We start from the raw sequence: 19,441 nt of genomic DNA, 5'->3' as shown, positions 1-19,441 counted from the left end.
ATTTGTATGTCAGACGTTCAAACAATAGGACGAATATTCGATATTCAGCGCTATTCTATTCACGACGGGCGGGGAATCCGCACAATCGTGTTTTTGAAAGGGTGCGTTTTGCGTTGCCGTTGGTGTTGTAATCCCGAATCGCAGCGTTACGAAATAGAAACAATGCAAACGCAAGATGGAGTTAAGACAATGGGGCGTGACGTTACCGTTGGGGAAGTGCTCGAAACGGTGGAGCGCGACAGAGGCTATTACCGCCGCAGCGGCGGTGGCATTACGCTTTCGGGCGGCGAAAGTTTGTGCCAGCCGAAATTTGCGCTTGCTCTGTTGCGGGAAAGCAAAGCGCGCGGAATAAGCACCGCAATAGAAAGTATGGGGTGCGCCGAGTGGGAAACAATCCGCGAACTTCTGCCGTATATAGACCAGTATTTGCTCGACATAAAGCATACTAATCCCGACAAACACCGCGAGTTTACGGGAAAATCGAACGAGCTCATGCTTGAAAACGCCCGCAAAATTGCGGAAAGCGGCTTAACCGAATTAACCGTTCGCGTTCCCGTTGTTCCCACGTTTAACGCGAGCGAAGAAGAAATTGCGGGCATTGCGAGATTTGCCGATTCGTTGCCCGGCGTTAAAGGAATACACTTGTTGCCGTATCACAGATTAGGGCAAGATAAGTATGCGGGGCTTGGGCGCGAGTATTCTATGGCTCACATAGTTCCGCCCGACAACGAGCTTATGGCAAAGCTTTTGAGTGCGGCGCAAAGTAACTGCAAGTTGCATTGTCAAATCGGAGGATAGCATGGAATTAGAAGAAAAAATGCGCATAGTTCAAGAGCTTGTGCCCGGCAAGCAAATAACGCTCGCGCACATAATAGCTAATCCCGACAAAACTTTTTACGAGTCTGCGGGGCTTGAAAGCGCGTCGAGCGGGGCGATAGGCATAGTGAACGCGTCTCCCGCCGAGTTTGCTTTAATAGCGGGCGACATAGGCGTTAAAGCGTCGGGCGTGAAAATAGCGCACATAGATTATCACGACAGCGGCACGCTTATAATGACCGGTTCGGTGAGCGAGGTGCAGTCGGCTCTGTCCGCTATTTTGGAATATTGCGGGGGCAAATCCGATTTTACCGTTTGCGACGTTACAAAAACCTAAAAACCATAAAAAACCACATAAATTATGCGGAAAACCACACAAAAAGTATTGACATTTGGTAGGTTTCGCTGTATAATATAGAAAAACACCAACAAAAAACAAAATAAAACCACATAAAACAAGGAGTTCAAAACAATGGTAAACGAATTCGAAATCAAAAAGCAAATTTGCGACATCGGCAAGCGCATTTACAATCGCGGCATGGTTGCAAACAACGACGGCAACATTTCGGTTAAAATCAGCGACAACGAATTTCTTTGCACGCCTACGGGTGTGAGCAAGGGTTTCATGACACCCGAATTTATTTGCAAAGTTGACCGCGACGGCAAAGTGTTGCAGGCAAACGCGGGCTTTAAGCCTTCGAGCGAAATCAAAATGCACATGCGCGTATATAAAGAGCGCCCCGACGTTAAATCGGTTGTGCACGCTCACCCCATGTATGCCACAGCGTTCGCAATAGCGGGTATTCCTCTTACTCAGCCTATTATGCCCGAAGCGGTTATAGCGCTCGGTTGCGTGCCCATTGCAAAATACGGTACTCCTTCCACTAACGAAATCCCCGACGCGGTTAGCGAATACGTTCAGTATTTCGACGCGGTGCTTCTCGAAAATCACGGCGCGCTCACTTTCTCGGACAGCCTTTTGTCGGCGTATAACAAAATGGAGTCGGTTGAATTTTACGCTCAACTTTTGTATCTTTCCCGTCAGCTCGGCGGACCGAAAGAACTCAGCGATTCGCAGGTGCAACGCCTTTATGAAATCCGCCGTCAGTTCGGCATGACGGGCAAGCACCCCGCAAACCTTTGCCCCAACAACAAAGAGGGAAAACCCTCGTGCCATAATTGCGGCGGTTCGTGCGCAAGCAAGGGCGGTTGCGCGTCGGGCGCGAGCGAAGAACTTGTTAAGAATATAACCGCTAAGGTAATCAAGGAGCTCGGTTTATAAAATGAACGCCTCCGACGTTGATAAAATAGTCAGCGGCGCCGTGCAAAAAGCTTTGGCGGAGCGGAAAAGCGTTGTCTCTTCTTTGGGAATAACGCTCAAAGCCGCCGAAGCGGTAATAAAAAGAGTGTTCGAGGCGGCGAAAGCTATGGGAATGAGCGCGTTTGCGGCGGTAACCGACGAGGGCGCGAATCCCGTTGCCGTTATGCGTATGGACGGGGCGATTCTCGCAAGTTACGACATTGCTCTCGGAAAGGCGTATACTGCGGTCGCCTTAAAAAAATCGACGGCGGAGCTTGCTTCGCTTGCGGCGCCCGGCGGCGAGCTGTACGGAATACAGCACCAAAGCGGCGGCAAAATCGTTGTGTTCGGCGGCGGAGAACCGCTTGTATACGGCGGTAAAGTTGTCGGCGGCTTGGGTGTGTCGGGCGGCACGCTGAAACAGGATATTGAGCTTGCGCTCGTCGGAAAGAAGTTTTGGGAGGACGTTTTATGTCGGTAAACGAAAATATGGTTTCGGACATAGTTAAAGAAGTTATGGCCCGCATAGGAATGAGCGAAGCGGGCGAAACGCCGATGCGCGGCATATTCAACGATATGAACGAGGCGATTGCGGCGGCTAAAAAAGCGCAACAGGTAGTTAAAAAAATGACTATGGACCAGCGCGAAAAAATCATATCAAATATTCGCAGAAAAGCAATCGAAAACGCCGAAGTTATGGCGAGAATGGCTGTTGAGGAGACGGGCATGGGCAACGTGGGGCACAAGATTTTGAAAAACCGTCTTGTTGCCGAAAAGACGCCCGGCACCGAAGACATTACCACAACGGCGTGGAGCGGCGACAGAGGTCTTACTCTCGTGGAGATGGGACCGTTCGGCGTAATCGGAGCAATAACGCCGTGCACCAATCCCACCGAAACTGTGCTTTGCAATTCCATAGGCATGATTGCGGGCGGCAACACGGTTGTGTTCAATCCGCACCCTGCGGCTGTAAAATGCAGTAACTTTGCCGTTAATTTAATAAACGAGGCTTCGTTAGAGGCGGGCGGACCTGTGAACGTGGCTTGCTCTATGGCAAAGCCCACAATGGAATCGAGCGCTATTATGATGAAGCATAAAGATATTCCGCTTATCGCGGCAACGGGCGGACCCGGCGTGGTTACGGCGGTGCTCAGTAGCGGAAAGCGCGGAATAGGCGCGGGCGCGGGTAATCCTCCCGCACTCGTAGACGAAACCGCCGACATTCAAAAGGCGGCGCGCGACATAGTGAACGGTTGCACGTTCGACAACAATCTGCCTTGCATAGCCGAGAAAGAAGTTGTTGCCGTAAACAGTATTTGCGACAAACTTATGAAATATATGGTTGAAGAACAGGGTTGTTACCTTGCGAGCGCCGAAGTTCAGAAAAAGCTTATAGACTGCGTGCTTACCCCCAAAGGATTGAACCGCAAATGCGTGGGACGCGACGCGAAAACGTTGTTGCACATGGTGGGCATAGAAGTTCCGAGCAATATCCGTTGCATAATCTTCGAGGGAGAAAAAGAACACCCGCTTATAACCGAAGAACTCATGATGCCGATACTCGGAATAGTGCGCGTTAAAGACTTTGAAGAGGGAGTTGAAACGGCTGTGTGGTTAGAGCACGGCAACCGCCATTCGGCTCACATTCACAGCAAGAATATAGACAATATAACGGCATACGCGAAAGCAATCGACACCGCTATTTTGGTTAAGAACGCTCCGAGCTATGCGGCAATCGGCTTCGGCGGAGAGGGGTTCTGCACATTCACCATAGCAAGCCGCACGGGTGAGGGGCTTACAAGCGCGTCAACGTTCACAAAACGCAGACGGTGCACAATGAGCGACAGCCTTTGCATAAGATAAAGAAATTCAAGTTCGGTATTTAAAATAACATATAAGGTGTTAAAAAAATGGAACAGAACAAAATAGAAGAAATTGTTAAAAAGGTGCTCGGAGAGCTCGGCGCGAACGCGGCGACTTCCTCAAGCTCCTCGCATACGGGAGCTATTCCCGATAAAGCGCACGTTGCCATGCTTACCGGCATAGAAAAAATGGAGATTAAAGAATTCCCCATGCCGAAAGTGGGCGACGACGATATTCTCGTTAAAGTCGAAGGTTGCGGAATTTGCGGCACAGACGCCCACGAATACCGCAAAGACCCGTTCTCGCTCATTCCCGTAGCGCTTGGGCACGAGGGCACGGGCGAAATCGTGAAAATGGGCAAAAACGTTAAGCAGGATAGCGCGGGCAAACCGCTTAAACTCGGCGACAAAGTTGTTACTTGCATGATTTTTAAAGACAATCCCGCAATTACCATGTTCGACCTTAACAAGCAGAACGTGGGCGGCGCCGACGTATACGGCCTGTTGCCCGACGACGACGTTCACCTTAACGGTTGGTTCAGCGACTACATACTCATTCGCGGCGGTTCTACGGTGTTCAACGTTTCCGACCTCGACCTTTATTCGCGCGTTCTTATAGAGCCGTGCGCGGTGCTCGTTCACGCGGTGGAACGTGCGAAAACGACAGGCATACTTCGCTTTAATTCGCGCGTTGTGGTGCAAGGTTGCGGACCGATAGGGCTTATCTGCATAGCGGTGCTTCGCACTTTGGGAATAGAAAATATAGTTGCGGTAGACGGCGAGGAAAAACGCCTTGCGTTTGCCAAAGAAATGGGCGCGGGCGCAACCGTAAACTTTAAAGAGCACAAGGGAATCGAAGCTCTTGCGGGAGCGGTTAAAAACGCTTTCGGCGGCTACGAAGCCGACTTTGCGTTCCAGTGCACGGGAAGTCCTGCGGCGCACTCCAACATATATAAATTCATTCGCAACGGCGGCGGACTTTGCGAGCTCGGCTTCTTTATTAACGGCGGCGACGCCACAATAAACCCGCACTTCGACCTTTGCGCGAAAGAAATTACGCTTGTCGGCTCGTGGGTGTACACGCTCAGAGATTACGCCACAACGTTCGACTTTATAAAACGCGCGAAAGCGATAGGGTTGCCGCTTAACAAGCTTGTTACTCACGCGTTCCCGCTTGAAGAAATCGACGAGGCGTTTAAAACGAACATTCGCATGGAAGGGCTGAAAATAGCCGTAATCAACAAGTAAGGTAGAGACAATGGGCGAAGCATTAGGATTACTCGAAGTATACGGACTTGTTGCGGCGTTCGCCGCAGGCGACGCGGGTGCCAAAGCGGCAAACGTTACGCTTGAACCGTTCGACCGCAATAAGCCCGCCAACGCGGATAAGTTGCCCGTACCGCTTCTTATAACGGTGAAATATCGCGGAAGCGTTGCCGACGTGAAAGCGGCGGTGGCTGCGGGCGAAGAGGCGGCAAACCGCGTGTCGGGAGTTGTTACAAAGCACATTATAGCAAGACCCGAAGACGATACCGAAAAAATGTGCAAGCTGTGCGCGTTCGATAAAAATTGAGAATGCGCCTAACCCCAAGCGTTTCGCTCTAAACGGACTGTTTGGGACGCCGACTGCGCTAACACGCTTATAATAGTTGCGCGTCGGTAAAAAACGAAACCCCAAGCAACTTACTCGAAAAGGTTGTTTGGAATGCCGAACTGCGTTAAAGGACTTATGAGAATTACGCGTCGGTAAAAAAACGAAAATCCAACGGAGGTATAAAGATATGGCTAATTTGGCACTCGGAATGGTGGAAACCAGAGGGCTCACGGCGGCAATCGAGGCTGCCGACGCAATGACCAAAGCGGCGGAGGTTACGCTAATCGGTACCGAAAAAATCGGTAGCGGACTCGTTACCGTTATGGTTCGCGGCGACGTGGGAGCCGTTAAGGCTGCCGTAGACGTGGGTTCGGCTTCGGCAAGCAGGCTCGGCGAGCTTGTGTCGGCGCACGTTATTCCCTCGCCTCATTCCGACGTAGAGCTAATCTTGCCTAAATTCGGCAACTGATTAAAAAATCGAGCGAAAAGGAAAGACAGATGTATAACGCATTGGGATTTATCGAAATATCCGGCACTACGGCGGCGATTACCGCGCTCGACGTAATGTGCAAAACCGCAGGCGTGGAGCTTGTTACTTGGGAGAGAAAGCTCGGGGGCAGACTTGTTACGCTCGTTATAACGGGCGAAGTGTCGGCGGTTACCGATTCGGTTGAAGCGGTTAAGAAAAACGGATTGTTGCCGCCTGTGGCAACGCTTGTGCTTGCTAACCCGCATCCCGAAACGGTGAAAATGGTAGAACTCAGCGCGGCGCGGCTCAAAAGAAAGAACGCACCCGACGACACCGCTAAGATGGCGCCGGATATGCGCCCGAGCGAGCCGGTAAAAACTAATAAAAAGAAGTAATCCCCAAAAAGGCGGATTGCGGCAAAAGAAAGCCGCTTAGGCGGTTAAACGGTTAAAGCGTAGTTTGATAGAAAATGCAGCTATCGGTTACGGCAACAAAATAGCCGCTTAGGCGGTTAAACAATCAACGTGTAAATTCGGCGGAAAATCAAACCGTCGGTTACAGCAATAAAAAAAGAATTATTTTTCGGAGGTAAAGTAAAATGGCACAGGAAGCACTCGGAATGGTGGAAACCAGAGGTTTGGTGGCGGCAATCGAGGCTGCCGATTCGATGCTCAAAGCGGCGAACGTGGTACTTGTAGGCACCGAGAAAATCGGTAGCGGACTCGTGAGCGTTATGGTTCGCGGCGACGTGGGAGCCGTTAAAGCGGCGGTTGAAGCGGGCGCAAACAATGCGAGCAGTCTCGGCGAACTCGTGGCAACTCATGTAATTCCTCGTCCTCATAACGACGTTGAAAAAATCCTGCCCAGCCTTAAATAATAGGGCGAGAGGCAATTACGGCTACGGGTATGTTTTCAGTTAGGGGAGCATACGCGAACGGCGGCGCGCCGAAAAAGGCGCGCGCCGCCGAAAATAGCTGTAACAAAAACTTTAATTTAACAGTAAATTAGAACAGTGGAAATATTGAGTTACATAATTTAAACAAGTAGCTTAATTTTGTGTTATGCGATTCGCACGGTATAAAGATACTCTCGAATCCGTAACACTCATAGAGGAACAGGGTAATGGAGCAGTCGAACGTAGAGCTTATAGCAAAGCTCGTTATAGAAGCGCTTGAAAAAAAGACGGTTAAAGGGTATTCGGTGCCTATCGGCGTTAGCGCGCGTCATGTGCATTTAACGCAGGCGGACGTGGAAACTCTTTTCGGCAAAGGCTACGAGCTCACAAAGAAAAAGGAGCTTATGGGCGGACAGTTTGCCGCAAACGAAACCGTTACAATAGTTGGGCTCAAATTGCGCGCAATAGAAAACGTGCGCGTTTTGGGACCTGTGCGTAAGGCGAGCCAAGTTGAGGTTTCGGCAACCGACGCGATTAAGCTCGGAATTAAAGCGCCTATCCGCGAATCGGGCAATCTTAAAGGCAGTTCGCCTATCGCTATTGTGGGACCCAAAGGGGTTGTGTATTTAAACGAGGGTTGCATTATTGCAAAGCGTCATATACACATGTCTCCCGCCGACGCTCAGGCTGCGGGAGTTAAAGACGGCGATATTGTTTCGGTGAGCGTTGACAACGAGCGCGGCACAATATTCAATAACGTGCAAATTCGCGTTGACGACAGTTTCACGCTTGAAATGCACATCGACACCGACGAAGCAAACGCCGCCAAAATAGGTTGCGGAACGCTTGCGGTAATCATAAACGACAGAGGTGCGGTATGATTATAGGAAAAGTTGTGGGAAGCGTGGTTTCCACCCGCAAGTGCGAAACCCTTACCGGTAGCAAATTTATGATAGTGGAGCCTATTCCGAGTTTAAAGGTTGACAGCCGCCTTGTTGCGGTAGACCGCGTGGGCGCGGGCATAGGCGAATATGTGCTTGTAGCCACAGGTAGCGCGGCGAGGGTAGACGTTCCCAATGTGCCGGTAGACGCCGCGATTGTGGGGATAATTGACGACGGCAGCAACTTAGAATAGCTGTCCCCGAGCGCAAGTCGGCGCTACGCTGCGAGCAAAGCAGACACAAAGTAGAACGAACGTTTTTTATTGTCATTGCGAGCGTAGCGAAGCAATCTTGCGCACAGAGCGAATAACATTATGACATTAGACGAAATCAAAACAAAGCTTCGAGAAAGCGGCATAGTGGGCGCGGGCGGCGCCGGTTTTCCGTCTTACGCAAAATTGAGCGAGGGCGCCGACACCCTTATTTTGAACTGCGCCGAATGCGAGCCGCTACTCACGTTGCACCGTAGGCTTCTTGCCGAAAAGGGCGTTGAAATTCTCACCGCTTTTTCGGAAATAGGCAAGGCGCTCGGAGTTAAAAGATGCGTAATAGGAATAAAGAGAGCGTACAAAAGCACTCTCGATGCCATAACTCCGCTTGTGAGTCAATTCGAAAACGTGGAGATTAAAACTTTAAGAGAAGTTTATCCCGCAGGCGACGAAATTGTTTTGATTTATCAAGTTACGGGCAGAGTAGTTGCGCCCGGAGCGCTCCCCATATCGGTGGGCGCGATAGTATATAACGTTGAAACGATATATAACGCATATCTTGCGTTACACGAAAATTTGCCCGTAACCGAAAAGCTTGTTACGGTGGTGTGCGAAGTCGCTTCTCCGCAAACCGTCCGCGTGCCGCTCGGCACAACGGTAGGCGAAGTCGTGGCTTATTGCGGCGGCGCTAAAATTGCCGAGCCTGTGTTTGTTGCGGGCGGCGCAATGATGGGAAAAATCGTTTCTTCGCAAGACGTTATAACGAAAACCACAAACGCTATTCTCGTTTTACCCGAAGAACACCCCGTTGTGCAGTCTAAACGGCGTAAGCCCGTTATAGACGCGCACCGTGCGGCAAGCGCGTGTTGTCAGTGCCGTATGTGCACCGAACTGTGCCCGCGCCATTTGTTAGGGCACCCGATTGACCCCGCGCGTTTTATGCGCGCCGTGTCTAACAGAAATATTACTGATACCGACGCATATTTGAACGCGATGTATTGTTCGGGATGCGGCGTGTGCGAATCATATTCGTGTATGCAGGGATTAAGCCCGCGAGTGTTACTCGCTGTGGCAAAGCAAGAACTTAGAAAAGGCGGAATAAAGCCCGAAAAGCGCGAGCTTGCTCCCGTACATATTGCCCGCGATTTGCGTCGCGTGCCCGTAGAGCGGCTTACGGCTCGTCTCGGACTTGAAAAGTATAGCGTGTCGGCGCCGCTCGGCGGTGCGGTTAAACCGCGCAGAGTTAGGGTTCCGCTGAGTATGCACATAGGCGCTCCGAGCGTTTTAATTGCAAAAGCGGGCGAAAGTGTTGTTAAAGGACAAAAAATTGCGGAAGCGGGCAACGGTTTGAGCGTTGCGCTTCATGCTCCCATAAGCGGCGTTGTTAAGCTTGCGGGAAATGAAATAGTTATAGAGGCTGAGAAATAAGTATGGCAAAAGCAATCGCGGTAGCGGAATATAAAACTGTGTCGGCGGGCGTTACGGCGGCGGACGCAATGCTCAAAGCGGCTGACGTCGACGTTGTGGAAGCGGCTACGGTTTGTCCGGGCAAATACATAATAGTTATAACGGGTCAGCTCAGCGCGGTGCGCGCGGCGGTTGACGCGGCTAAAAGCCGGTATCCCGAACAACACATAGGAAGTTTTGTTCTCGGTAATCCGCACGAAGGGCTTTTCGCCGCAATGTACGGTACCGCCGAAGTTAAGAGCTTGCGCGCTCTCGGAATACTCGAAACGTTCGACGTTGCAAGTATGCTCGTTGCCGCCGACAACGCCGCCAAAACGGCGGAAGTCGAACTAATCGAAATGCGCTTGGCTCGCGGAATGTGCGGCAAAAGTTATCTTATGCTCACGGGCGAAGTTGCGGCGGTGCAGGCGGCAATCGACAGGGCCAAGCAAACTGCGGCGAACGAGGGCATGTATCTTGACAGTAGCGTAATTGCCCGTCCCGACAAAAAATTACTCGGCTCTATAATATAGTTTTTATTGCCGAAAAAAAGGCAAAATCAAAATAACCGCAGGGAGAAAATAAATGCTTGCCATAGAGAGAAGAAACTTAATCCTCGAACAGCTGCAAAGAGAAAAGCGCGTTGTGGTGAGCGAACTCAGCGCGTATTTCAGCGTGAGCGAAGAAACAATACGCCGCGACCTCGAAAAATTGAGCGAAGACGGTTTTGTTGTTAAAACCTACGGCGGCGCGGTTTTAAACGAAGACAACGTTGTGGATATGCCTTTCGTAATAAGAAAAAATACCAACGTTGCCGAAAAGCAGATTATAGGAAAGCTCATTGCCGCAATGACGCAAGACGGCGAGCATTTAATGCTCGATTCGAGTTCTACGGCGGCAAGCGCGGCGCGCTACTTGAAAGCGAAAAATAATCTTACTATTATAACGAACTCGGTGGAAACTTTAATAGAGCTTAGCGAAGTTTCCGGCTTTAACGTGATTTCTACTGGCGGCGTGCTTAAAGAGGGAACATTGTCGCTCACGGGGGCGCAGGTTGACCGAAGCTTTGCGTCGTATAACGTTGATACGGCTGTGTTTTCTTGCAAAGGAATAGACAAAGTTGCGGGAGTGACCGATTCTAACGAAACGAACGCATACATAAAGCAAACGCTTTTGTCGTCGGCAAAACGCAAGGTGCTCGCGCTCGACCATACTAAGTTCGATAAGTCGGCGCTCGTAAGAATTTGTAAGCTCAGCGAGCTTACGCACGTTGTAACCGACGTAAAACCGTCGGAAGATTGGCTTAACTGTTTAACCGATAATAATATTGCTTGCATTTATCCGAAAATCGGAGTATAATTAAAGCATACGAAGCGTTAAAAAGGGCTTTGCATTAAAAAACAATCGGTGAAATGTGTATGAAAACTACAATTATTGCGTTTGCGAATAACAAAGGCGGTAGCGGAAAGAGTACGGGTTGCTCGTGCGTCGCGGCGGCGCTCTCCAAACTTAACAAGAGAGTGCTTTGCGTAGACGGCGACATGCAGCTGAATCTTACTCTTTCTTTTTTTAACGAAGAGCGTGCGTTTGAATTTGCGAAGAGCGAGTTTAACACATACACTCTTTTAACGAAAGACGCCGACTCGGATAAATGCGTAAGAAAGACGGAATACGAAAATATAGATTTAATACCGTCGTCAACTCTAATGTCGGGAGTTGAATACGAGCTGTTCGCAAAATGGCAACGCGAAACCATTTTAAAACGCGCGCTTTCTAAAATAAAAGAGAGCGGCAAATACGATTACATACTTTTGGACGCGCCGCCTACGCTCGGTTGTTTGGTTATGAACATGCTTGTTTGCGCCGACCGCCTTATAATACCGTTGGAGGCGAGCCCGTGGGGACTTTTCGGACTTGCCAACATGTTCGACTTTGTTGAAAGCGTTAAGGGAATAAACTCGGAGCTTAGCGTGCTCGGTGTGCTTGTTACAAAGGTTGACACTCGCAAAAATTATTTCAAACAGACGCTCGAACAACTCAACGAGCTTGGCAACGTGCACGTTTTCAAGGAAGTTATACGGCAAGACAGCGCAATCGAATGGGCGCAAGATAACTCGAAACCTGTGGTTTTTTATAAGCCGTCGTCGCGTTCGAGCAAAGAATTCGAAGCGGTGGCGCAGGAAATTGTGAGTTTATGCGAAAATTCCTGACGGCACGTCGGATTATATGCGCATACGTTTATTTTAAAGTTTAAATATACCTTGTGGGAAAAAATGCGCACGCAAGCATATTTCAAAAACGGCGGTTTTTAGTAGCTTTAACGCCGCGATTGCGCGCGGCGTTGCGGTGAATAAGAATATATTGCAGGAGGAAATAATAAAATGGCAATAGGAAAAGAGAGTTTGGGAAGAGTTGCAAAAGCGGGAACTTCGGCGCCCGATGCGGTTGAGAAAAGCGCGGATTTGAAACAGGTGAAAGCGGAACCCGCGCCCGAAAAGAAAATTGCGCCTCAAAAAGCGAGCATTAAAAAAGAAGTTAAGCGCCCTAACAACGCAATTTACGCGGTGGGAGACAAATTGCCCGAATACTTGCTTTAAAAGTTTTGCGCAACGCATAGTTTTATAAGCTCGCAAACATAATCCGACGCGAATTGCTTATTGCGTTATATAAATACGGGAGAATGATAACAAAATGAAAGATTGCGGTGTGTTGTTACATATTTCGTCTTTGCCGTCGCCTTACGGAATAGGCGATTTGGGAAAGGAAGCATACGAATTTGCGGATTTTTTGCACGACGCGGGGCAGTCTTATTGGCAGGTGTTGCCCACAGTTCCCACGTCTTACGGCGATTCGCCTTATCAGTCGCCGTCGTCGTTTGCGGGCAATCCGTATTTTTTGGATTTGCGCGCGCTTTGCCGCGAAGGTCTTTTAACGGAAGAAGAATTGCAAAACGCGCGAATGCCGCTCGGAAAAACCGACTACGGAAAGCTATTCGAAACAAGAACCGCGCTTTTGGAAAAAGCGTATTCCCGATTTTCGGAAACGGAAGAATTTTACGAATTTTGCAAACGCAACGCATATTGGCTTGATTCGTATGCGTTGTTTTCGGAGTTAAAACGGTATTTTTCGCTTCGTCCGCATTGGGAGTGGGAGAAAGGTTACGATTTCGGTTCAAAGCAAACTCTGCAATTCGAAAAAGAACACGGGCACGGAATTAAGTTCGTAAAGTTTTTGCAATTCGAGTTTGAAAAGCAATGGCGAGCGTTAAAAAGCTATGTGAACTCGCTCGGCATAAAAATAATAGGCGACGCTCCCATTTACGCGGCTTACGACAGCGCCGATTTTTGGGAAAATCCGAAGAGGTTTACGGTTGATTCGTGCGGAAAAGTTACCGAAGTGGCGGGCGTTCCTCCCGACTATTTTTCGGAGGACGGGCAACTTTGGGGCAATCCGCTTTATAATTGGAACGAACTCGCCGCATGCGGCTACGATTATTGGGTGAACAGAGTTCGTCGTTCGTTCGAACTTTACGACGTTTTGCGGATAGACCATTTTAGGGGATTTTGCGCGTATTACGCCATTCCCGCAGGCAGCGCCACAGCGCGCGAGGGAGTGTGGCGGCAAGGACCGGGCAAAGCGCTTTTCGACGCGATAGAAAACGCTCTCGGCAAAACGGATATTCTTGCCGAAGATTTGGGAGTTGATTCGCCCGAACTTAGAGAGCTGTTGCAAGACTGCGGCTATCCCGGAATGAAAGTTGTGCAATTCGGTTTTGGCGGAAGCGCAAAGCAAAACGCGCACGCAGTTGGAAACTATTCCGAAAACTATTTCGGTTACACAGGCACTCACGACAACGACACTACGCTCGGTTGGTATTCGTCGCTTAGCGCCGCCGAGCGCAAAAAGGTTAGAGCGAGGCTTCCTAAAAATTGCCCCGACGTATCGAAAGCCGTTATTTGCGCGCTATTCGGTTCTAAGGTGAAAACGGCTGTTGTTCCCATGCAAGACTGGCTGAGAGAAGGAAGCGAATCGCGCATGAATATTCCGGGCACAAAAGAAGGGAATTGGCAGTACCGACTTAAAAAAATGCCGAGCGCAAGTTTATGCGGCGAAATGCTCGAAACCGCAAAAAAATTCGAACGCTCCGCGCTATAAAAAGCGAAGTTTGCGCGGGGTCCGAAAATTTTTGCGATATGTAGTTGACACGCGGTCGGGTTTTAAGTTATAATAAATTCGACAATTAAATAGCCTTATAAAAGGGAGTAGAAAACGTTTATATTAAACGTGCGCTCGCCGTCAGTACAGTGCGCAAACGCACTCGGTGCCGCTTAAATTTCGAGACTTTTATCGGATATGTATTCGATAGGGGTCTCTTTATCTTTTTTAGGGGATAATATAATTGTCGATACGTATTTAAAACAGGAGAGAAACAAATGAACGCCGTAACGATTGCAACATCGGTGCTCACGCTTGTTGCGGGCGTGGGAGTATTCCTTATAGCATGCACTATGCTTAGCGCGAACCTCGAATCGCTCGGTAGCGGTAAACTGAAAAAACTGTTCGCCAAAACTTCGAAAAGCAAATTGCTCGGTGTCGGGGTGGGAACGGCGGCAACCGTCGCAATACAAAGTTCGAGCGCCACAACAGTTATGGTAATAGGCTTTGTGAACGCGGGAATAATGACGCTCGCGCAAGCGGCTACGGTTATATTCGGCGCGAACATAGGCACTACCATAACGGGACAGCTCGTTGCGCTCGGGCTCACCGGCGGCAGTTCGCTTTCGGTGTCGGTAGTGTTCGCCGCTCTCGCGGGCGTGGGGGCTTTCACTCTCGCATTTGCCAAAAACGAACGAATAAGGCAGGTAGGCGGCATTTTGGCGGGGTTCGGAATGTTGTTCGTAGGGTTGTCGGTTATGAGCGGCGCGATGAAACATTTTTCCGATTCCGATTCTGTTAAAAATTTTCTCGCCGCTTTCCGAAATCCGTTTTTGCTTGTGCTTATAGGAACCGTTTTAACGGCGGTAGTTCAAAGCTCTTCGGTTATGACGTCTATGACGATTACAATGGTTGTAACAGGGCTTATATCGTTAAATCAGGGTATTTACATTACTATGGGCTCAAACGTCGGAACATGCATAACGGCGCTTATAGCGGGGCTTACGAGCACGAAAAACGCCAAACGCACGGCGTTGATTCATTTGATATTTAACGTGAGCGGCGTTGTTCTGTTTATGCTTACGGGACTGTTTCTCAGAATGGGCGGCATAAACTTCGAATACGTTTTGGGCAAAATCTTTCCGCATGTGCCGCAAATGCAGCTCGCAATGTTTCACACCGTTTTCAACGTTGTTACCGTGCTTGCCGTGCTTCCGCTAACCAATCTTTTGGTGAAACTCGTTACGAAAATTATTCCCGACAAAAAAAACGCGACCGCCGAAAGCGACGAGCCGCGCTTGCATTTTGTAGACGAATACATGCTTAAAACTCCGCCGCTTGCCGTTCAACAAACAAAAAACGAAATCATGCGTATGGCAAGCCTTTCTATGGAGAACGTGAATCTTGCTTGCAATGTTATTTGCAATTTGGATTACGAAAAAACCGACGTGTTCAGAGCAAACGAAATTCAACTGAACTATTATCACAAAGAGCTTGTTAAATTTATAGTTAAGCTCTTAAAATGCGAACTCAACGAAAAAGACAGAATATATCTTTCCACCGCAATCCGTTCCATAACCGATTTGGAACGTGTGGGCGACTATGCGGAAAATATAATAGAATACGCCGACAAACTAAAAGAGGCGGAAAAAACGTTCTCTGTCGATGCGGTTGCGGAAATAAACGGCTTGAAAGAACTTTTAAATTCGTTGTATGAAAAAACGGAGTCGGCATACAAAAACTGCGACCGTAAAATGCTAAAACGCGCTTATGAGATTGAAGAACGGGTAGATGCCGTAACGGCGGAAATGGGAGAAAGCCATATAAAAAGACTTAGCGACGGCGTGTGCACTCCCGAAGTGGGAGCGCAGTATTTGGCGCTGTCTATAAACATGGAAAGAATTGCCGACCATTATATAAACGTGGCTAAAACGATTAAGGCGTATTCGTGATTCATGCAGATTTGAAATAGTTAAAATCCGTTTTTCAGATAAAAAAAACGAACGGTGATTACCGTTCGTTTGGCGCGCCGTGAGGAGTTCGAATCCCCAACCTTCGGTTCCGTAGACCGACGCTCTATCCAATTGAGCTAACAGCGCAAATTCGGTTTAGGCGCTATATTTGCCGACAACCATTATATTATAAAACATACGCAAAAAAAAGTCAAACGCTTTGCGATAAATTTAATTGTTTTTTCGCGTTAATCCACGTCTAAAAGTTCGCGTAAAAATTGAACATAGTCGGTGCGGTTTTCTTTTATAAAGTCTATCGCCGTTTTGGGGTGAGTGTTAAACAAGCCCGTTAGAAGGTAGGGGGTGTCGTAACCCCAAGTTGCGGTCTTTTTTATGGCGGGCATATATTCACGAATAAATTCGAGCATAGGCTCCAACTTGTATTTTGGATTTTTGAGGAAACCGAGCAACGCTTCCATAAAACAGTTGCCTGCGCCGCGCCCCATGCCGCACACGGTGGCGTCGAGGTAGTCTATACCTTTGGCGCACGCTTCTATTGTGTTGGCAAACGCAAGCTGTTGATTGTTATGCGCGTGTATTCCGAGTTGTTTTCCGTATTTGTCCGCCGCTTCGAGGTATATGTTGCATATTCTGCGAATTTCTTCGGGGTAAATTGCTCCGAAGCTATCTACAATATATATAATGTCTACGGGCGACTTTCCGAGTTCTTCGAGAGCGTGTTTTAAGTCCGACTCTTGGTTGCGAGAAATCGCCATAATGTTGCAACAGGTGCGGTAACCCATTTTGTGGCAGTGTTCCGCCATTTCTACGGCGGCGGGAATTTGGTTCACATAAGCGGCTATGCGGTACATGTCTATAACCGACTCTTTTTTAGGAATAACTTCGGAGTTTAAATCCACCCTTCCAACGTCTGACATAACGCAAATACGCATGTCCGTTTTGTTATCGCCCACTATAGAGCGTATGTCGTCTTCGCGGCAAAATTTCCACTTTCCGAATTTTGTTCTATCGAAAAGCTTTTCCGACACTTTGTAGCCGAATTCCATGTAGTCTACGCCTGAGGCTAAGTTTGCTTGATACAACGCTTTAACGAATGTGTCCGAAAACTCGAATGAATTCACAAGTCCGCCGTCGCGCAGCGTGGCGTCGATTACTCTAATGCTTTTGCGTACCGATTGCAAATTGCCGGTGTCCATGTTGCCTCCCGAAAAATGTATGGTTAAGAGTTATAACCACTATTATATCATACTTCGCGGTCGGTGTCTTGCAAATTTAACGCTAAAATAGAAATTATTTATAGGCAAATACTAAAATATGTAGTTTATGTACCTATGCCAAGCAAAAAATCAAGTCGGCAACCAAGATAATCAGATAATTTAAGTAGTGTTGTTGTTTCCGGAAATTTTTTTAGGCGTTTCCACGATGAAACCGCGCTATCGGCTATTTTGCACTGAGTGGCAACCTTAAAATCATTTAAATTTAACGAATCACGAAGTGTGCAATATCTTTGATAAAAGCTTAAGTTTGAATGATTACGATTTAGGCTTTTGTCGTATGAAAGTCCGAACATATAGTCTGTTGATATATTAAAGGTGTCGGCTATTTTAATTAAAAGTGACGGGGTAGGTAAGTAATAGCCATATTGCCATCTGCGTATTGCCGCTTGGTCGCAATCCAACGCAATAGCTAATTTTTTTGTAGTAAGTTCAAAATCTTGAAACAATTCAAATAGAAATTCTAAGAAAGGGGAAGTATCTCATATTCGTCACTTTCTAAAAATTATCATGCTAAAAAGAGTATAATGAAAACAAATGGCAGTTCAATCAAAAAACAACGATAAAATCGACAATCGTTTATACAAAGAAAAAATAAACTATTATCTTAATAAAAGAAAATGGTCTATATTCGAACTCTCGCAACAAGCGGATATATCAGCCGCAACAATATACGAGTGGTATCACAATAAAAAGCGCCCTTCATTAACTAATATAACAAAAATATGCGAAGCGTTTAATATTACTTTGGCGCAGTTTTTTTCCGAAACTTCCGGCGAACACGTTGCCGCTAATCTTTCGGAATTGTTTAGGCTTTGTAAAGATTTAAACTACGAAGAAGTTGACGCTATTTTGCAAATCGTAAAACACATAAATAAATAGCAGTCTTTTTCGTTGAGTATTTTATTCCGTTTTCCGCGCGCCCGCTTTTGTTTTATTATTGCAAATTTATAGTCAAAGGGCAAGCAAATATTTAGAAAAAACGAAAACCTTTTAAAAGTTGCAAATTAAAAAATAAAATTTAACTAATCCGCTTGACAAATGCTGCGGGGTGTAGTAGAATAGGCAAAATTTTAAACGGAGGTAAAAACAGTGTCCGACAAGAAAATTCCCTACAAGATGTATCTTACAGAAGAGGAGTTGCCGAAATTTTGGTACAACGTTAAGGCGCACATGAACAGCGGGCATGCTCCGTTTATAAATCCCGCAACTCAACTTCCGTGCACTGAAAAAGATTTGCAAAAAGTGTTTTGCGACGAGTGCATAGAACAGGAGCTTAACGACACCGACGAGCTTATAAAAATTCCCGAAGGTATTCTCGATTTTTATAAAATGTTCCGCCCGTCGCCGTTGGTTCGCGCGTATTTTTTGGAAAGACTTTTAAACACTCCCGCCGAAATTTATTATAAGTTCGAGGGAAACAATACTTCGGGTTCGCACAAGCTTAATTCGGCGGCGGCTCAAGCGTATTATGCAAAAAAGCAAGGCTTGAAAGAGCTTACCACCGAAACGGGCGCGGGGCAGTGGGGCACAGCGCTGAGTATGGCGGCGTCATTTTACGGACTTAAACTAACGGTTTATATGGTTAAAGTGTCGGCGGAGCAAAAACCGCATCGCCGAGAGGTTATACGCACTTACGGCGCCGACGTTATTCCGTCGCCGTCCGACACAACGGACGCGGGCAGAAAAATTCTTGCCGAGTTTCCCGGCACGGGCGGGAGTTTGGGTTGCGCCATTGCCGAAGCGGTGGAAAAGGCTGTGAACACGCCGAATTGCAAATATGTGCTCGGTTCTGTGCTCGACCACGTTCTTTTACATCAGTCGGTTATAGGTCAGGAATGTAAAATCGCGTTTGAAAAATACGGCATAGCGCCCGACGTGATTATAGGTTGTTGCGGCGGAGGTTCTAATTTCGGCGGCTTAATCGCGCCTTTTATGGGCGAAAAACTTCAAGGAAAAAACAATATAGAGTTTATAGGAGTTGAGCCTGCGAGTTGCCCCACGCTTACGCGAGGAAAATTTGCCTACGACTTTTGCGATTCCGCAAAAACCACTCCTATGGCTAAAATGTATACGCTCGGTTGCGGCTTTATGCCGTCGCCGAACCATGCGGGCGGGCTTAGGTATCACGGCATGAGTCCCGTTGTGTCGCAATTATACCATGACGGGCATATTCGCGCGGTAGCGGTAGAGCAAAGCGCCGTGTTCGAGGCTGCCGTAAAGTTTGCAAAGTGCGAGGGGATTTTGCCCGCGCCCGAAAGCAGCCACGCCATTAAAGCGGCAATAGACGAAGCTCTCGAATGTAAACGCACGGGCGAAAAAAAGCGTATTCTTTTCGGGCTTACCGGCACGGGATATTTCGACCTTTCCGCATACAAACAATATAACGACGGCGCAATGACCGACTATATTCCCACCGAAGCCGACTTAAAGCGCGGGTTCGATTCAATACCGAAATGCAAAGTAAACGAAGGTTTAGCGTAAGTTTTTGTATAGTGCCGTGCGTT

At 48.0% G+C, this 19,441-nt stretch carries 23 protein-coding genes and 1 tRNA gene; 21 read left to right on the top strand and 3 right to left on the bottom strand.

All coding sequences use genetic code 11. The features are described from left to right. Positions 1 to 6: 6 nt before the first annotated feature. From NFR62_RS07410 to NFR62_RS07320, 19 genes are all read left to right on the top strand, one after another. Positions 7 to 798 carry a glycyl-radical enzyme activating protein gene (locus NFR62_RS07410; protein WP_251616894.1) on the top strand — a complete coding sequence of 264 codons (792 nt, stop codon included), beginning with the start codon at positions 7 to 9 and terminating at the stop codon, positions 796 to 798. Between the two features lies 1 nt (position 799). Next, positions 800 to 1,153, top strand: a complete 354-nt coding sequence (locus NFR62_RS07405) for a BMC domain-containing protein (protein ID WP_251616892.1) — start codon at positions 800 to 802, stop codon at positions 1,151 to 1,153. A gap of 135 nt (positions 1,154 to 1,288) precedes the next feature. Further along, a complete protein-coding gene (locus NFR62_RS07400) occupies positions 1,289 to 2,098 on the top strand; it encodes a class II aldolase/adducin family protein (protein WP_251616889.1) in 810 nt (269 codons plus the stop codon). Between the two features lies 1 nt (position 2,099). Continuing rightward, the gene (locus NFR62_RS07395) at positions 2,100 to 2,597 is read left to right on the top strand and encodes a GlcG/HbpS family heme-binding protein (protein WP_251616887.1); all 498 of its coding nucleotides are present in this window, start codon (positions 2,100 to 2,102) and stop codon (positions 2,595 to 2,597) included. Continuing rightward, positions 2,588 to 3,979 (top strand): aldehyde dehydrogenase family protein, encoded by a 1,392-nt coding sequence (locus NFR62_RS07390; protein ID WP_251616885.1) that lies wholly within the window; start codon positions 2,588 to 2,590, stop codon positions 3,977 to 3,979. Before NFR62_RS07395 ends, NFR62_RS07390 begins: the two co-directional genes overlap by 10 nt. A gap of 47 nt (positions 3,980 to 4,026) precedes the next feature. Continuing rightward, complete coding sequence (locus NFR62_RS07385; protein ID WP_251616884.1) at positions 4,027 to 5,226, top strand: zinc-dependent alcohol dehydrogenase; 1,200 nt, start codon at positions 4,027 to 4,029, stop codon at positions 5,224 to 5,226. Positions 5,227 to 5,236: 10 nt separating this feature from the next. Next, on the top strand, positions 5,237 to 5,551 hold the full coding sequence (locus NFR62_RS07380) for a BMC domain-containing protein (protein ID WP_251616882.1): 315 nt from the start codon (positions 5,237 to 5,239) through the stop codon (positions 5,549 to 5,551). Between the two features lie 208 nt (positions 5,552 to 5,759). Beyond that, a complete protein-coding gene (locus NFR62_RS07375; RefSeq protein WP_251616881.1) occupies positions 5,760 to 6,041 on the top strand; it encodes a BMC domain-containing protein in 282 nt (93 codons plus the stop codon). 29 nt (positions 6,042 to 6,070) lie between these two features. After that, positions 6,071 to 6,436, top strand: coding sequence for a BMC domain-containing protein (locus NFR62_RS07370; RefSeq protein WP_251616879.1), 366 nt, complete (start codon positions 6,071 to 6,073; stop codon positions 6,434 to 6,436). 203 nt (positions 6,437 to 6,639) lie between these two features. Beyond that, the gene (locus NFR62_RS07365) at positions 6,640 to 6,918 is read left to right on the top strand and encodes a BMC domain-containing protein (RefSeq protein WP_251616877.1); all 279 of its coding nucleotides are present in this window, start codon (positions 6,640 to 6,642) and stop codon (positions 6,916 to 6,918) included. A gap of 245 nt (positions 6,919 to 7,163) precedes the next feature. Further along, positions 7,164 to 7,817 (top strand): phosphate propanoyltransferase, encoded by a 654-nt coding sequence (gene pduL, locus NFR62_RS07360; protein ID WP_251616874.1) that lies wholly within the window; start codon positions 7,164 to 7,166, stop codon positions 7,815 to 7,817. Beyond that, positions 7,814 to 8,071, top strand: a complete 258-nt coding sequence (locus NFR62_RS07355) for a EutN/CcmL family microcompartment protein (RefSeq protein WP_251616871.1) — start codon at positions 7,814 to 7,816, stop codon at positions 8,069 to 8,071. The genes pduL and NFR62_RS07355 overlap by 4 nt, the downstream gene beginning before the upstream one ends. Before the next feature lie 120 nt (positions 8,072 to 8,191). After that, positions 8,192 to 9,514 (top strand): 4Fe-4S dicluster domain-containing protein, encoded by a 1,323-nt coding sequence (locus tag NFR62_RS07350; protein WP_251616866.1) that lies wholly within the window; start codon positions 8,192 to 8,194, stop codon positions 9,512 to 9,514. Positions 9,515 to 9,516: 2 nt separating this feature from the next. Next, the gene (locus NFR62_RS07345; RefSeq protein ID WP_251616864.1) at positions 9,517 to 10,065 is read left to right on the top strand and encodes a BMC domain-containing protein; all 549 of its coding nucleotides are present in this window, start codon (positions 9,517 to 9,519) and stop codon (positions 10,063 to 10,065) included. A gap of 52 nt (positions 10,066 to 10,117) precedes the next feature. Further along, positions 10,118 to 10,891 (top strand): DeoR/GlpR family DNA-binding transcription regulator, encoded by a 774-nt coding sequence (locus tag NFR62_RS07340; protein ID WP_251616862.1) that lies wholly within the window; start codon positions 10,118 to 10,120, stop codon positions 10,889 to 10,891. Positions 10,892 to 10,950: 59 nt separating this feature from the next. After that, on the top strand, positions 10,951 to 11,742 hold the full coding sequence (locus tag NFR62_RS07335; protein ID WP_251616859.1) for a ParA family protein: 792 nt from the start codon (positions 10,951 to 10,953) through the stop codon (positions 11,740 to 11,742). A gap of 171 nt (positions 11,743 to 11,913) precedes the next feature. Beyond that, on the top strand, positions 11,914 to 12,129 hold the full coding sequence (locus tag NFR62_RS07330) for a hypothetical protein (RefSeq protein ID WP_251616855.1): 216 nt from the start codon (positions 11,914 to 11,916) through the stop codon (positions 12,127 to 12,129). Positions 12,130 to 12,223: 94 nt separating this feature from the next. Continuing rightward, positions 12,224 to 13,687: a 4-alpha-glucanotransferase gene (gene malQ / locus NFR62_RS07325; protein ID WP_251616853.1), complete on the top strand. Its 1,464-nt coding sequence runs from the start codon at positions 12,224 to 12,226 to the stop codon at positions 13,685 to 13,687. A 278-nt stretch (positions 13,688 to 13,965) separates the two neighbouring features. Further along, positions 13,966 to 15,639, top strand: coding sequence for a Na/Pi cotransporter family protein (locus NFR62_RS07320; protein WP_251616849.1), 1,674 nt, complete (start codon positions 13,966 to 13,968; stop codon positions 15,637 to 15,639). Positions 15,640 to 15,709: 70 nt separating this feature from the next. Here NFR62_RS07320 and NFR62_RS07315 read toward each other — a convergent pair. From NFR62_RS07315 to NFR62_RS10215, 3 genes are all read right to left on the bottom strand, one after another. Next, positions 15,710 to 15,786, bottom strand: a tRNA-Arg gene (locus NFR62_RS07315). A gap of 101 nt (positions 15,787 to 15,887) precedes the next feature. Continuing rightward, positions 15,888 to 16,856, bottom strand: a complete 969-nt coding sequence (locus NFR62_RS07310; protein WP_251616847.1) for an aldolase catalytic domain-containing protein — start codon at positions 16,854 to 16,856, stop codon at positions 15,888 to 15,890. Between the two features lie 125 nt (positions 16,857 to 16,981). Then, positions 16,982 to 17,383, bottom strand: coding sequence for a helix-turn-helix domain-containing protein (locus tag NFR62_RS10215; RefSeq protein ID WP_420851360.1), 402 nt, complete (start codon positions 17,381 to 17,383; stop codon positions 16,982 to 16,984). 88 nt (positions 17,384 to 17,471) lie between these two features. Between NFR62_RS10215 and NFR62_RS07305 the strand changes: the two genes are divergently transcribed. Beyond that, positions 17,472 to 17,816, top strand: a complete 345-nt coding sequence (locus NFR62_RS07305) for a helix-turn-helix domain-containing protein (RefSeq protein WP_251616845.1) — start codon at positions 17,472 to 17,474, stop codon at positions 17,814 to 17,816. A 237-nt stretch (positions 17,817 to 18,053) separates the two neighbouring features. Next, positions 18,054 to 19,418, top strand: a complete 1,365-nt coding sequence (locus NFR62_RS07300) for a TrpB-like pyridoxal phosphate-dependent enzyme (RefSeq protein ID WP_251616993.1) — start codon at positions 18,054 to 18,056, stop codon at positions 19,416 to 19,418. The last annotated feature ends 23 nt before the right edge of the window (positions 19,419 to 19,441 follow it).

The organism is Pumilibacter muris (assembly GCF_943193045.1).
In the GTDB taxonomy this organism is placed as follows: Bacteria; Bacillota; Clostridia; order Christensenellales; family Pumilibacteraceae; genus Pumilibacter; species Pumilibacter muris.
The sequence above is the reverse complement of the archived record's forward strand: the minus strand, read 5'-3'. Positions and strand labels throughout refer to the sequence as shown.